At 73.3% G+C, this 13,000-nt stretch carries 14 protein-coding genes; 3 read left to right on the top strand and 11 right to left on the bottom strand.

Annotated elements, in window-relative coordinates; all coding sequences use genetic code 11:
• Nucleotides 1–149 precede the first annotated feature (149 nt).
• Nucleotides 150–335 (bottom strand): PspC domain-containing protein, encoded by a 186-nt coding sequence (locus ACIRST_RS18935; RefSeq protein WP_350520002.1) that lies wholly within the window; start codon nucleotides 333–335, stop codon nucleotides 150–152.
• Nucleotides 336–701: 366 nt separating this feature from the next.
• On the opposite strand from ACIRST_RS18935, the gene ACIRST_RS18930 reads away from it, so the two are divergent.
• Nucleotides 702–2,060 carry a hypothetical protein gene (locus ACIRST_RS18930; protein ID WP_402803181.1) on the top strand — a complete coding sequence of 453 codons (1,359 nt, stop codon included), beginning with the start codon at nucleotides 702–704 and terminating at the stop codon, nucleotides 2,058–2,060.
• Between the two features lie 118 nt (nucleotides 2,061–2,178).
• On the opposite strand, the gene ACIRST_RS18925 is transcribed toward ACIRST_RS18930, so the two are convergent.
• On the bottom strand, nucleotides 2,179–2,682 hold the full coding sequence (locus ACIRST_RS18925) for a hypothetical protein (protein WP_402803180.1): 504 nt from the start codon (nucleotides 2,680–2,682) through the stop codon (nucleotides 2,179–2,181).
• A gap of 146 nt (nucleotides 2,683–2,828) precedes the next feature.
• Between ACIRST_RS18925 and ACIRST_RS18920 the strand changes: the two genes are divergently transcribed.
• Entirely contained in the window at nucleotides 2,829–3,497 is a 669-nt protein-coding gene (locus ACIRST_RS18920; RefSeq protein ID WP_402803179.1) for a PhzF family phenazine biosynthesis protein, read from the top strand.
• On the opposite strand, the gene ACIRST_RS18915 is transcribed toward ACIRST_RS18920, so the two are convergent.
• From ACIRST_RS18915 to ACIRST_RS18900, 4 genes are all read right to left on the bottom strand, one after another.
• On the bottom strand, nucleotides 3,467–4,090 hold the full coding sequence (locus tag ACIRST_RS18915; RefSeq protein WP_350520006.1) for a VanZ family protein: 624 nt from the start codon (nucleotides 4,088–4,090) through the stop codon (nucleotides 3,467–3,469). The two genes, ACIRST_RS18920 and ACIRST_RS18915, sit on opposite strands and share 31 nt — an antisense overlap.
• An 80-nt stretch (nucleotides 4,091–4,170) precedes the next feature.
• Nucleotides 4,171–4,491, bottom strand: a complete 321-nt coding sequence (locus ACIRST_RS18910; RefSeq protein ID WP_350520007.1) for a hypothetical protein — start codon at nucleotides 4,489–4,491, stop codon at nucleotides 4,171–4,173.
• On the bottom strand, nucleotides 4,488–6,035 hold the full coding sequence (locus ACIRST_RS18905; RefSeq protein WP_350520008.1) for a HAMP domain-containing sensor histidine kinase: 1,548 nt from the start codon (nucleotides 6,033–6,035) through the stop codon (nucleotides 4,488–4,490). Before ACIRST_RS18905 ends, ACIRST_RS18910 begins: the two co-directional genes overlap by 4 nt.
• Nucleotides 6,036–6,102: 67 nt before the next feature.
• Nucleotides 6,103–6,780, bottom strand: coding sequence for a response regulator transcription factor (locus tag ACIRST_RS18900; RefSeq protein ID WP_063349065.1), 678 nt, complete (start codon nucleotides 6,778–6,780; stop codon nucleotides 6,103–6,105).
• A 279-nt stretch (nucleotides 6,781–7,059) separates the two neighbouring features.
• On the opposite strand from ACIRST_RS18900, the gene ACIRST_RS18895 reads away from it, so the two are divergent.
• A complete protein-coding gene (locus tag ACIRST_RS18895) occupies nucleotides 7,060–8,034 on the top strand; it encodes a SigE family RNA polymerase sigma factor (RefSeq protein WP_396551879.1) in 975 nt (324 codons plus the stop codon).
• A 177-nt stretch (nucleotides 8,035–8,211) separates the two neighbouring features.
• Here the strand turns inward: ACIRST_RS18895 and ACIRST_RS18890 are convergent, their stop codons facing one another.
• The 5 genes from ACIRST_RS18890 to deoC form a co-directional block, all read right to left on the bottom strand.
• Nucleotides 8,212–8,835 (bottom strand): ATP-binding protein, encoded by a 624-nt coding sequence (locus ACIRST_RS18890; RefSeq protein WP_402803238.1) that lies wholly within the window; start codon nucleotides 8,833–8,835, stop codon nucleotides 8,212–8,214.
• A gap of 62 nt (nucleotides 8,836–8,897) precedes the next feature.
• Nucleotides 8,898–9,299 (bottom strand): hypothetical protein, encoded by a 402-nt coding sequence (locus ACIRST_RS18885; protein WP_350520009.1) that lies wholly within the window; start codon nucleotides 9,297–9,299, stop codon nucleotides 8,898–8,900.
• 247 nt (nucleotides 9,300–9,546) lie between these two features.
• Complete coding sequence (locus tag ACIRST_RS18880) at nucleotides 9,547–10,452, bottom strand: aldehyde dehydrogenase family protein (RefSeq protein ID WP_350520010.1); 906 nt, start codon at nucleotides 10,450–10,452, stop codon at nucleotides 9,547–9,549.
• A gap of 1 nt (nucleotide 10,453) precedes the next feature.
• The gene (locus ACIRST_RS18875; RefSeq protein ID WP_350520011.1) at nucleotides 10,454–11,941 is read right to left on the bottom strand and encodes an aldehyde dehydrogenase family protein; all 1,488 of its coding nucleotides are present in this window, start codon (nucleotides 11,939–11,941) and stop codon (nucleotides 10,454–10,456) included.
• Nucleotides 11,942–11,946: 5 nt separating this feature from the next.
• Nucleotides 11,947–12,933: a deoxyribose-phosphate aldolase gene (gene deoC, locus ACIRST_RS18870; protein ID WP_350520098.1), complete on the bottom strand. Its 987-nt coding sequence runs from the start codon at nucleotides 12,931–12,933 to the stop codon at nucleotides 11,947–11,949.
• Nucleotides 12,934–13,000 lie beyond the last annotated feature (67 nt).

The following is a 13,000-nucleotide window of genomic DNA, read 5'->3' as shown; positions in this document are numbered from 1 at the left end:
GTGCGGCCCCCCCCCCCCGGCCGCCCCCCCCCCCCCCCGGCCGCCCCCCCCCCCCCCCCCCCCGGGGGGGGGCGCCCCGTCCGCGTTCCGCCGCGACGGCTCACGGCTCACGGCTCACAGCGTGCGGCTCGCGGCTCGCGGCTGACGGCTCACGGCTCCTGGGGGAGGAGCAGCCAGAGGGCGAGGTAGAGCAGGAACTGCGGGCCGGGCAGCAGGCAGGACAGCAGGAAGATCAGCCGGACGGTCCCCGGGGTCAGCCCGAAGCGGGCGGCGATCCCGGCGCAGACGCCGGCGATGACGCGGTTGTGGCGGGGACGGGCAAGGCGCGCGCTCATGGTGTACTCCTGATCTGGTCCGCACGGTGCGACCCGGTCCGGCCGGTCCGGCGGGCGTACTTCCATGCTCCGCCGTCGCCGGCGCGAAAGCCTCAGCCCGGCAGGTGATTCCGCACCCCGAACGTTCACCGGGGAGGCGTAGCCGGACGTCGGGGTCGTCCTCAGGGTGACCCTGAGGGCCACCGCCCTCCGGCCCGGACCGAATGCCCCGTGACCTCCCGCCGCGGGCCCGTGGAATGGGCTCGATATGATGCCGCAGTCGCTGTTGGCCGGGGGGCGGAACATCGGCGCGCCATCGCCAGGAAATGGCCTCTCACGCAAGCGATTTCACGTTCTGTTGGGCTCTGTCCGAATTCTCTCGTGAGGTTGACATTGCGCATTCCACAGCGCAGCTTCCTGGCCGCGACCGCCGCCGTCACCCTGGCCTCCGGCCTGGCCGTCGTCGAGGCCCCGGCCGTCCTCGCCGCCCCGGGGGCCGTCGCGGCGACCCAGGGCGCCCAGGCCCAGCCCTCTCCGGTCACCGTCGCCCTCGGCGGCCTGCCCGGCACCGTCAAGGCGGGCGCCGCGCCGGTGGAGTTCACCGTGACGCTCAGGAACACCGCCGACCACCAGATGGACGTGCCCGCGTCCTCCGTCGTCATCGGGGACACCGGTACCGCCACCAAGCCGAGCCAGTTCACGCTGCAGTACCGGTCGCCCGGCGGCACGCAGTGGCAGGACGCCAAGGTGCGGGCCACGAACAGCGGCGGCCTCTGGGACCTCGACCAGCCCGCGCAGCTGCACCTGGCGCCCGGTACCGAGGCCGTCTACCGGCTGCGGCTCACCGTCGCCGCCGACACCCCGGCGGGCCGGGTGACGCCCGGGTTCAGCGCCGTCGTCTCGGACCCCGCCCTGCCGCCGGAGCAGCGGGTCTCCTCCGCGATCGGCTTCTCGGACCTGGTCATCGCCCCGGCGGTCACGCCGACGACCGCGGCGCCCAGGCCCGCCGCCACGGCGGACGTCAGGCTCGACGGCGTGCCCGCCGCCTTCACGGCGGGTGGCGAGGCGAAGGCGTTCAGGCTGGTCTTCGCCAACACCAGCGGCAAGGACCTCCGCATCCTGCCCGCGATCGTCTTCCGGGGGGCGACCGAGCTCCCCTCCGAGACCGTCAGGTTCGAGTTCAGGACGGCCGGCGGGGCCTGGCTGGAGGGGACCCCGGCAGGCAGCTCGGAGCACCCCGGCTGGCTCTACCTGGGGCTGCGCACCGGTGACAAGAGCGCCGACGTGATGGCGCTGGCGAAGGGCGAGACCCGGACGATCGACGTCCGGCTGTCCTTCACCAGGGACACCCCGGCCATGGCCCAGTCCCTGGCGGCCCTCGCGGGCAGCCTGCCCGGCGAGGGCGAGAGCGGGAGCGAGGCGTCCAGCCCGAAGGCCGACTTCACGATCGTGGCCGCGGCGGGCTCCACCGCGACGCCGGTGCCCACCGTGTCGGCCACCCCGACGCCGACCGCGTCGGCGCCGTCCGCCGTCGCGGTCGTCCCGGTCGTCCAGACCACCAGCGCGGCGCCGAGCCCGGCGGCCGGCCTCCCGCAGGTGGTCACCGCCGCGGCGCCGACCCCGGAGACCCGGCTGGCCTCCACCGGCGGCGGCCCCAGCTCCGCGCCGATGGCGATCACCGGTGCGGTCGCGATAGCCCTCGGCGTGGGCACCCTGGTCGTGGCGCGCCGCCGCAGGAACGGGTAGGGCCGCCCACGGGCGGCACCGGGGCGCGACCCCGCAGACGCCGGAAGGCCCGTCCGTCATCCGCTGCAGAGCGGTGACGGACGGGCCTTCCGGCGTTCGTGCGACGGGTGCGTCCGGATCAGCCGGCCGGGTGCGGCGGCTGGGCCGGCGGCGCGGGCTGCGCGTACGGGTTGTCCGCCACCGGCTGCGGCGGGACGCCCGGCGGGTACGGCGTGGCGGCCTGCGGCACGCCCGGCTGCGGGGCGTTGGGGTTGAACGGGGCCTGCGGCGCGTTGGGGTTGAACGGCGCCTGCGGGGCGTTCGGGTTGAACGCGACGGCCTGCGGGGCCGGCTGGTTCTTGGCGTTGCTGCGCTCGACGATCGCCTTCACGGAACCGGCGATCAGCGCGACCGGCAGGATGAACACCTTGAAGAAGATGTAGTACGTGCCGCCCTCGAAGACGAACGCGAGGTAGTAGGCGTACCCCAGGAAACCGAGGGCGACCACGACGTTGAGGATCCGCAGGCCGACCTTCAGCCCGCCGGCGAAGGCCCCGAGGAGCAGCATGAGGACGCCGCTGAGCGCCAGCAGGACGACGTACCAGGAGAACAGCGGTTCGGCGCTGAAGTCGAGATTGTTCAAGGGGGGTTTCCTGTGGGAGGGAAGAAACAACGGCGGAACCGTTTGGGGACGAGAGCGCACAGTACTGGAGGCGGCTGACATTCGTCGCGGCCTTTACGTCACGGTGTCGTTGCGCTCTGCCGGAGCGGCAATTGACGAGGTGGGAAATGACTGAGTATGAGGTGCTGCGGGTCTTTTGCGGACCTGACGGCCGGTACGGGAACGAGCTCGGTGTGGTGCGGGACGGCGCCGCCGTCCCGGAGCGCGCCGACCGGCAGCGGATCGCGCACGAACTCGGCTTCAGCGAGACGGTGTTCGTCGACGACCCGGAGCGCGGGGAGATCGACATCTTCACCCCGACGCTGCGTCTGCCGTTCGCCGGGCACCCGTGCGTGGGCGCCGCCTGGCTGCTCGGGGTGGACCGGCTGGTCACGGCCGCCGGCGTGGTGGGCGTGCGGCGCGCGGACGGGGTGACCCGGATCGAGGCCCGGCCGCAGTGGGCCCCGCCGCGGACGCTGCGGCAGTACGGATCGGTAGCCGAGGTGGAGGCGCTGGAGGTGCCGCCGCCGGGGGAGTGGATCTACGCCTGGGCCTGGCAGGACGAGGCGGCCGGCACCGTCCGGGCGCGGGCCTTCCCCGGGCGCGGCGACGGGATCGACGAGGACGAGGCGACCGGGGCGGCCGCCCTGCTGCTGACCGCGCGGCTCGGCCGGGCGCTGACCGTGACCCAGGGCCGGGGCTCGCAGTTGCTGACCGGGTTGCGCCCGGGCGGGCTGGTCGAGGTGGGCGGTCGGGTGGCGCCGGTTCAGCGGACGGGCGGCGTCGGCTCCGCGTAGGCGCGCGGACGGGCGACGGACGGCCGGGGGGCGGGCGCGACGGCGGCCACCCGGCCGACGGCGGTCACCGGCGGGACGGCCAGGACGGACACCCGGGGCGCCCGCGGCCGACGCTCCCGGAGCAGGTGGCGCAGGCCGGGGACCAGCGCGACGTGCGTGGTGGCCACACCGATCACGGCGAACAGGATGTGGTCCACGTTGAGGACGTGCCCCGGCGTCCAGGAGGACAGGAACTCCAGCCCGGTCGCCAGCAGCGCGGAGACGCCGGTGGTGCGCAGGAAGGACGGCAGCCAGGGGGCCCGCAGGCGCCCGCCGGCCAGCGGCAGCAGGACGCCGAGCGGGGCCAGCAGCAGCAGCTCGCCGACCACCTGCCAGCCGGTGGAGGAGCGCAGCGAGGCCAGCGGCGTCAGGTTGGCGTCGTACACCCACGCCACCGGAAGCGGTCTCAGCACCACCCAGAGCACCAGCGCCAGGTACAGGGCCAGGCCCGTCAGTCCGGCCGGCCGGAGGGAACGGTGGACGGCCGCCGCCGGGCTGCTCTCGGTCCCCGCGCCGGAACGCTCCTCGCGTGTCCTGGTGCCATGTCGCTGCACGGGGGGAAGGACGTGAGCCGGTGGCGCGGCGGTTCCACGTCGGGCGTGAACATTCCCGAACGCGCCCCCGGCGCCCTCCGCTACTTGCAGGGCGAGGCCGTCGGCACCGCGCTGAACGCGTTGTCCGGCGGCGGGCTGCCGGGCACCACCGGCGTGGGCGACGGGCTCGGGCTCGCGGCGCCCTTGGCGGCGCCGCGGGCCGCGGTCACGGCCGGTGCGGGGCCGGTCGGGGTGGCCAGCGCGGTGGGTATGTGCGGGGTGGTCGGGCACGCCGTCCGGCTGGCCGGGGCGCCGGCGTCGACCGGTACGGCGGTCGGCCGGATGCCGCAGCCGGAGGCCAGCGCGAGCAGGAGCAGCGCGCCGGCGGTGCGGCGCAGGGCGGTGCGGGTGGGGGCGGTCACGTGGCGTCCTTGTCCTCGACGGCGTCGCGCGCGGGGCCGTTCTCGGCCCCGCCCGCGGACGGCGGAGGCGGTGGCGTCAGCGGCAGTGTCAGGGTGAACACCGCGCCGACCTCCCCGTTCGCCGCCGTGATCGTCCCCCCGTGTATCTGCGCGTTGGCCATCGCGATCGACAGCCCCAGGCCGCTGCCCTCCGAGCGGGCCCGCCCCCGGTCCGCCTTGTAGAAGCGGTCGAAGACGTGCGGCAGCACGTCCTCCGGGATGCCCGGGCCGCTGTCGCTGACCTCGACCACCACCGAGTCCTCGGACTGCCGGACCCTGACCCGCACCGGCGAGCCGCCGTGCTTGAGCGCGTTGCCGATCAGGTTGGCGAAGACCACGTCGAGCCGGCGCGGGTCGACCACGGCCAGGATGCCGCGCGGGGCGTCCACCTCGACCGCGTCGTACCAGGCACGCCCGTCGATGCAGGACATGATCAGGTCGGAGATGTCCATCTCGTCGGCGACCAGCTTGGCGGTGCCGGCGTCGAAGCGGGTCACCTCCATCAGGTTCTCCACCAGGTCGGACAGCCGCCGGGTCTCGCTGACCACCAGCCGGACGGCCGGCTCGATCATCGGGTCCAGCGACTCGGCCTCGTCCTCCAGGATGTCGGTGACGGCGGTCATCGCGGTCAGCGGGGTGCGCAGCTCGTGCGACATGTCGGCGACGAACCGCCGGCTCTGCGCCTCGCGCGCGCTCAGCTCCTCGACCTGCTCGTGGAGCTGCTCCGCGGTCCGGTTGAAGGTCCGCGCCAGATCGGCGAGTTCGTCCGCGCCGTCGACTTCGAGCCGGGTGTCCAGGTGCCCCTCGCCGAGCCGCCGGGCCGCGTCGCCGAGCCGCTTGACCGGCCGCAGCACGGTGGCCGAGGCGGCCTGGGCGAGCAGCGCCGAGCCGATCAGCGCGAGCAGGGTGGCGATCGCCAGCGACCAGCCCAGCGTGTTCAGGTCGGCCCGCTCGTTCTCCAGCGACTTGAACATGTACGCCGTCGGGCCGTTCGGCACCACCTTGGTGCCGCCGATCACGAACGGCCGGCCCTCCAGGTTCTGCCGCTGCCAGTACAGGTGGTACGGGTACGGGTTGCTCTCGGTGACCTCGCGCGGCTTGGCGACCGTGGACTGCAGCGCGGCCGGCACGTCGGCCAGCGTGAAGCGCGTCGGGTCGGAGGAGGCCGAGGGGCACTCCGGGTGCGCCGGGTCGACCACCACCACGTCGTAACTGAGGCCGGAGCTGGCCACGTTGGAGGCCAGCGTGGCCAGCTCCGGGCAGGCCGCGTTCAGCGGCAGCTCGGAGACGTTGCGGCTGAGCGAGACCCGGAAGTCGTTCAGCGCGGTGTCCTGGGCACGCTTGAGCACCGCGTCGCGGTTCAGCCAGTACGCGATGCCGGAGGCCGAAACGGCGGCGAGCAGCGCGACCGCCGCGAACACCGCGATCAGCCGTACGCGCAGGGAGCGCAGCCGTCGCCACCGGCCCGCCGGGAAACGCCGGGCAGTCGTCTGATGGTCAGTCACAAGAGCCTGTCGTGGTACGGGAGGTCAGCGGTCGGAGGGCAGGGGGAGGGGGAGGGGAGGGGAGGTCTCAGGCCGGCGGGTCCAGCCGGTAGCCCACCCCGCGCACGGTGCGGATCAGCGTCGGCGCGGACGGCACGTCCTCGACCTTGGCCCGCAGCCGCTGCACGCAGGCGTCCACCAGGCGCGAGTCGCCGAGGTAGTCGTGCTCCCAGACCAGCCGCAGCAGCTGCTGGCGGGAGAGCGCCTGCCCGGGGCGGCGGCTGAGCTCCAGCAGCAGCCGCAGCTCGGTCGGGGTGAGCTGGAGGTCCTGTCCGTCCTTGGTGACGGTCATCGCCGCGCGGTCGATCACCACGGTGCCGTACGCGGAGGAGTCCGAACTCTCCCGCTCGCCGCGCCGCAGCACCGCCCGGATCCGGGCGTCCAGCACGCGTGGCTGCACCGGTTTGACCACGTAGTCGTCCGCGCCGGACTCCAGGCCCACCACCACGTCGATGTCGTCCGAGCGTGCGGTCAGCAGGATGATCGGCAGCTGGTCGGTGCGCCGGATCCGGCGGCACACCTCGAAGCCGTCGATCCCGGGCAACATGACGTCCAGCACGATCAGGTCGGGCCGCTGCTCCTTGAAGAGCCTCAGACCGTCCTCACCGGAGGCGGCGGTGGCCACGCGGTGGCCCTGGCGGGTGAGGGCGAGTTCGAGGCCGGTCCGGATGGCGTCGTCGTCCTCGATGAGTAGGAGGAAAGGCACGGCCCCATTTTGGCCCACCCGCAGCCCCGAATCACCCCCCGGACCGCTCACGGACCGTACGGGAACCGGAAGGACCGCCACCGGCGTCCGGTACGGAGGGAGGCGGACCGGGACGAAAGGCCCCCGCCTGTGACACCCCTGTGACAGTCGGCGGACAGCGTCATCACAACCGGCGGGCAGGATTTTCCATGTCGCCGCAGGACAGCGGGCCGGAAGGCCGGCTGGAGGGCGGCTACCGGAACCGCTCGTACCGATCCAAGGGGGCGCACGATGACCGCCATGCTTCAGACCCGGACCAACCCGGCTGTCCGCACCGCGCGTTCGTCAGCGACCACCCACCGGACCCGGTACGAGGTCAGGACCGACGAGAACTCCGGTGCCGTGACCGTACGGGGGTGCGCGCACAGCACCGGTGGAAACCCTGTCGCCCGCCGGGTGAGCGGCGGAGGCAGGACGGGGGAGCTGTACGGGATCGGCCGACTGGGGAGTTCGGTCGACTCCGGCACCACCCTGACGCTGCGGGGGATCCTCCCCGTCCGCGTCGAGGGCACGGAGGCCCCCGGGGGGAACCGGGGGGCCGGGGGGAACGGTCTGCGGACGGTCGGCTCGGGGGAGTCGGCGGGTCGCGAGGCCGCCGGTGCGACGCTGCTGCGGTTGAACCCCGCCGCGGCCCGCACCACCGAGGCCGGACAGGGAGGCGCGCAGGGGGAGCACTCGGCCGCCGCGGAGGACCACATCACGGAGTTCACCGCGTACGTGCGCGAGCGCCGCGCCTCCCTGTACGCCACGGCGTACCACCTCACCGGTGACCGCTACGAGGCCGAGGACCTGCTGCAGAGCGCGCTCTTCAGCACCTACCGGGCCTGGGGCCGGATCACCGACAAGGCCGCGGTCGGGGGTTACCTCCGCCGCACCATGACCAACCTGCACATCTCCGCCTGGCGGCGCCGCAAGGTCAACGAGTACCCGACCGAGGAGCTGCCGGAGACGGCCGGCGACACCGACGCGATGGGCGGCACCGAGCTGCGCACCGTGCTCTGGCAGGCGCTGGCGAAGCTGCCGGAGAACCAGCGCACCATGCTGGTGCTGCGGTACTACGAGGGCAAGACGGACCCGGAGATCGCCGACGTGCTGGGGATCAGCGTCGGCACCGTCAAGAGCAGCATCTGGCGCGCCCTGCGCCGGCTGCGCGACGACGAGCACCTGAACAAGTCGGGCGACACCGTCCGGGCGTTCGGCGAGCTGGTCGCGTAACGAGGACTCCCGTCGGGGGACGGGAATCGGACGGTCACGGTCCGGGGACAGCGGCTCGGGGGAGCATGTCCGTGGGGGAGCCGAGGACCGTTCGGAAAGGCGACGGGCCCGGTGCGGGGGAGACGCACCGGGCCCGTCGTCGTGCTGTCCGTGCCGCCGCGGCGGCTGCGGGCCGGCTCAGGCGGCGGAGAGCTCGGCCGGCCGGGCCGCGGTGCGGATCCGCCGCTCGGCCTCCGGTCCGGCGCAGGCGTACGAGCCGAGGGCGACCTGCCGTCCGACGATGGACCGCTCGGCCCGCATCAGCCGGAAGCCGCGGCGCAGCAGCACCGGCAGCGACTTGCGGCCCTCCCGGACGTCCCGGCGCAGCCGGCGCCAGGCCGTGGTGAGCGCGCCGTTGCGCAGGCACAGGGCGTCGCCGAGCAGGCCCTCCTCGGCGCACTCGGTGGTGATCTCGGCGGCGAAGATGCCCTCCGCGATGAACGCGCCGGCGCCGTCCAGGTCCAGGGTGCGGGTGCCGACCCGGCCGTTGTCCGGGATCGAGTACACCGGGACGTCCGTGCGGCCGCGCTTGTACAGGGCGCGGATGGCGGCGACGGCCTGGCCGCGGTGCCAGGCCAGCGGGGAGTCCCAGTCGACGGCGCCGTCCGGCAGCCGCGGCAGCGTGGGGTCGTCCCCGTCCTTGTAGAAGTCGTCGAGCTGGAGCACGGGCAGTCCGCTGCGCTCGGCGAGCGAGGACTTCCCCGACCCGGAGGGTCCGGAGAGCAGGATCACCCGGGCATGCGCGGCCGGTGCGGGGTTCATGGGGGAGTCACTCACGGGACACCAGTCTGACGCATCCCGGCCCGTTGCCGAAACCGGTCGGTTCAGACCTTCTGCTGCGACTTCGGGCCGGCGAGGGCGACGTGGACCACCGGCAGGTAGCGGCTGTCGACCTGGAGGTGGACCGGGTCCTCGGCGCCGGGCGGCAGATAGGCGGTGGCGGCCCAGTCCTGGCTGTGCCAGGTGTCGGGCTCGGGCTCGTGGAAGGTTCCCCCGGTGGGCAGTTCGAGCCGGTCGGCGCCGCGCGGGACGAAGGCCGCGGTGTCGGCCCCGGGCGTGAGGTGCAGGGTGCCGTTGACGTACTCGGTCCGTCGGCCGGTCCGCGCCGAGCAGGGCACCCGGACCGGCCGCCCGGCGGCCAGCCGGCGCGTGGTGCGGGCCACGTGGTACCTGCGGTACAGGCCGTCCGCGAACAGTGCCGTCAGCTCGCCGATGAACTCGCCCATGCGCCCCCCTCGATCGCCCCGTCACCGCGATCCTCGCCGGACCGGACGGGTGCGCGGGAGCGCCGAAAGTCGGCGGCGCGGGTGACGAAAGTCGACGGAACGGCGGCGGAGGGGTGCCGGAACACCGACGGACCCGCGCCAGGGGGGGAGAGGCGCGGGTCCGTCCAATGACCGTCCGGGCCCTGGGGGGGAGAGGGCACTGGGGACGGCCAGTCTGTGGAGTTGTCGCCCCGAGGGGCGGGGTGGGTCAGATACCCATCGGGTGCCAGACCGTCTTCGTCTCCAGGAAGGAGAGTAGCCGCTCCGTACCGGGCGCATTGGTCCAGTCCTGGGCGAACGGGTCCAGCTCCGGACGGACCACCCGCTTCAGGGTATCCGCGGCGGACGCTTCCAGCGCCTGCGCCGCGCCGGGGCCGTCGGAGGCGATGGCCCCGGTGAGGTCCAGCGCGTTGACGTCCTGGTGCGAGGCCAGGGTCGGGGCGATGTCGGCGGTCCGGCCCGAGATGATGTTGACCACGCCGCCCGGGACGTCCGAGGTGGCGAGCACCTCGCCCAGCGACAGCGCGGGCAGCGGGGCGTCCGCGGCGGCCGCGACCACGACCGTGTTGCCGGTGGCGATCGCCGGGGCGATCACCGAGACCAGGCCGAGCAGCGAGTGCCCGTAGCCGGCCTGCGGCGCGACGATCCCGACCACGCCGGTCGGCTCCGGGGTCGACAGGTTGAAGTACGGACCGGCGACCGGGTTGGCGCCGCCCGAGATCTGGGCGACCTTGTCGGTCCAGCCCGCGTACCAGACCCAGCGGTCGATCGCGGCGTCCACCAGCGCGGCGGCCTTCTTCGGGCCGATGCCCTCGGAGAGGGCGACCTCGGCGGCGAACTGCTCGCGGCGGCCCTGCAGCATCTCGGCCACCCGGTACAGCACCTGGCCGCGGTTGTACGCGGTGGTGCCGGCCCAGCCCTTGACCGCGGCACGGGCGGCCAGGACGGCGTCCCGGGTGTCCTTGCGGGTGCCCAGCGGGGCGTTGGCGAGCCAGTCGCCCTTCGAGTCCGTCACCTCGTACACCCGCCCGCTCTCGGACCGCGGGAACTTCCCGCCGACGTACAGCTTGTAGGTCTTGAGGACGTCAAGACGCGCGAAGGTCGTGTCAGACATCTCAGGCCTCGACATTCAGGTAGGGCTCCAGACCGTGGCGGCCACCCTCGCGGCCGTAGCCCGACTCCTTGTAGCCGCCGAACGGCGAGGTCGGGTCGAACTTGTTGAAGGTGTTGGCCCAGACCACGCCGGCCTTGAGCCGGTTCGCCGTCCAGAGGATGCGCGAGCCCTTCTCCGTCCAGATGCCGGCGGAGAGGCCGAACGGGGTGTTGTTGGCCTTCGCGACCGCCTCGTCGGGGGTGCGGAAGGACAGCACCGACAGGACCGGGCCGAAGATCTCCTCCTGGGCGATCCGGTGGGCCTGGCTGACGCCGGTGAAGATGGTCGGCTTGAACCAGAAGCCGTTGCCCGGGAGTTCGCACTCGGGGGACCAGCGGTCCGCGCCCTCGGCCTCGCCGGCGTCGGTCAGCTCGGTGATCCGGGCCAGCTGCGCGGCCGAGTTGATGGCGCCGATGTCGGTGTTCTTGTCCAGCGGGTCGCCGACCCGCAGGGTGGACATCCGGCGCTTCAGGGCGTCCAGCAGCTCGTCCTGGATCGACTCCTGGACCAGCAGGCGCGAGCCCGCGCAGCAGACGTGGCCCTGGTTGAAGAAGATGCCGTTGACGATGCCCTCGACCGCCTGGTCGATCGGCGCGTCGTCGAAGACGATGTTGGCGGCCTTGCCGCCCAGCTCCAGCGACAGCTTCTTGCGGCTGCCGGCCAGCTGCTTGGCGATCGCCCGGCCGACCGGGGTGGAGCCGGTGAAGGCGACCTTGTTGACGTCCGGGTGGGCGGTCAGCGCGGCGCCGGTGCGGCCGTCACCGGTGACGATGTTGACGACGCCCTTCGGCAGACCGGCCTGGCGGCAGATCTCGGCGAAGCGCAGCGCGGTCAGCGGGGTGGTCTCGGCCGGCTTCAGGACGACCGTGTTGCCGGTCGCCAGCGCGGGCGCGATCTTCCAGGCCAGCATCATCAGCGGGAAGTTCCACGGGATGACCTGACCGGCCACGCCCAGCGGGCGCGGGTTGCGGCCGAAGCCCGCGTAGTCCAGCTTGTCCGCCCAGCCCGCGTAGTAGAAGAACCAGGCGGCGACGGTCGGGATGTCGAAGTCGCGGGTCTCGCGGATCGGCTTGCCGTTGTCGATCGACTCCAGCACGGCCAGCTCGCGGCCGCGCTCCTGGATGATCCGGGCGATCCGGAAGAGGTACTTGGCGCGCTCGCTGCCCGGCAGCGCCGACCAGTCGGCGAAGGCCTTGCGGGCGGCGGCGACCGCGCGGTCCACGTCCTCGTCGGTGCCCTGGGCGAACTCGGCGAGCACCTGCTCGGTGGCCGGGTTGACGGTCTTCAGGGCCTCGCTGCCGGAGGAGTCGACGAACTCGCCGCCGATGAAGTGGCCGTAGGAGGTGGCGATGTCGCCCGCGGCGGCGGGGGACTCGGGGGCCGGAGCGTACGTGAAGAGGCCGCCGGCGGGCTTGGCCGTGGGCTCCTCGATGTTCTTCTTCTTGGCCATGGTGATCAGTCCACCGTCACGTAGTCGGGGCCGGAGTAGCGGCCGGTGGCCAGCTTCTGGCGCTGCATCAGCAGGTCGTTGAGCAGGCTGGAGGCGCCGAAGCGGAACCAGTGCGGGGTCAGCCAGTCGTCGCCGAGCGTCTCGTTGACCATCACCAGGTACTTCATGGCGTCCTTGGTGGTCTTGATGCCGCCCGCGGGCTTCACGCCGACCTGGACGCCGGTGGCCGCGCGGAAGTCGCGGACCGCCTCCAGCATCAGCAGGGTGACCGGCGGGGTCGCGTTGACGGCGACCTTGCCGGTGGAGGTCTTGATGAAGTCGGCGCCGGCCAGCATCGCCAGCCAGGACACCCGGCGGACGTTGTCGTAGGTCTGCAGCTCGCCGGTCTCGAAGATCACCTTGAGGTGGGCGTAGCTGCCGTCGGCGCGCTTGCACGCCTCCTTGACGGCGACGATCTCGTTGTAGACGTCGAAGTAGCGGCCCGAGAGGAAGGCGCCGCGGTCGATCACCATGTCGATCTCGTCGGCGCCCGCGGCGACCGCGTCGGCGGTGTCGGCGAGCTTGACCGGGAGGGCGGCACGGCCGGCCGGGAAGGCGGTGGCCACCGAGGCGACCTGGATGTCGGTGCCCCGCAGGGCGTCCTTCGCGGTGGCGACCATGTCCGGGTAGACACAGATGGCGGCGACGCGCGGGGTGCTCGGGTCGGTCGGGTCGGGGGTCCTGCCCTTCGCGCACAGCGCGCGCACCTTGCCGACCGTGTCCGCGCCTTCCAGCGTGGTCAGGTCGATCATGGAGATCGCCAGGTCGATGGCGTACGCCTTCGCCGTGGTCTTGATCGAGCGGGTACCGAGGGTGGCGGCACGCGCCTCCAGGCCGACCTGGTCGACGCCGGGCAGGCCGTGCAGAAAGCGGCGGAGCGAGGCCTCGGACGCCGCAACGTCCTGAAGGCCGCTGCCCGCAACGCCGAGGGCATTGGCTGCAACAGTGGACATAGTCACCAGACCAGCATATCTACGCGCGTAGTAGTGCGCCAGAGCGGCCACCTTTCGTGGCCGGACC

The organism is Kitasatospora sp. NPDC101447 (genome assembly GCF_044767225.1).
GTDB lineage: Bacteria > Actinomycetota > Actinomycetes > Streptomycetales > Streptomycetaceae > Kitasatospora.
Note: the sequence above shows the minus strand (reverse complement) of the source record. Positions and strands in the feature narration are given on the sequence as shown.

What these genes read in the sequence shown, in the direction of transcription:
- ACIRST_RS18935 (WP_350520002.1), bottom strand. Translation starts at nt 335, where the DNA reads ATGAGCGCGCGCCTTGCCCGTCCCCGCCACAACCGCGTCATCGCCGGC.
- deoC (WP_350520098.1), bottom strand. Translation starts at nt 12,933, where the DNA reads ATGTCCACTGTTGCAGCCAATGCCCTCGGCGTTGCGGGCAGCGGCCTT.
- ACIRST_RS18885 (WP_350520009.1), bottom strand. Translation starts at nt 9,299, where the DNA reads ATGGGCGAGTTCATCGGCGAGCTGACGGCACTGTTCGCGGACGGCCTG.
- ACIRST_RS18920 (WP_402803179.1), top strand. Translation starts at nt 2,829, where the DNA reads ATGACTGAGTATGAGGTGCTGCGGGTCTTTTGCGGACCTGACGGCCGG.
- ACIRST_RS18890 (WP_402803238.1), bottom strand. Translation starts at nt 8,835, where the DNA reads ATGAACCCCGCACCGGCCGCGCATGCCCGGGTGATCCTGCTCTCCGGA.
- ACIRST_RS18895 (WP_396551879.1), top strand. Translation starts at nt 7,060, where the DNA reads ATGCTTCAGACCCGGACCAACCCGGCTGTCCGCACCGCGCGTTCGTCA.
- ACIRST_RS18875 (WP_350520011.1), bottom strand. Translation starts at nt 11,941, where the DNA reads ATGGCCAAGAAGAAGAACATCGAGGAGCCCACGGCCAAGCCCGCCGGC.
- ACIRST_RS18880 (WP_350520010.1), bottom strand. Translation starts at nt 10,452, where the DNA reads ATGTCTGACACGACCTTCGCGCGTCTTGACGTCCTCAAGACCTACAAG.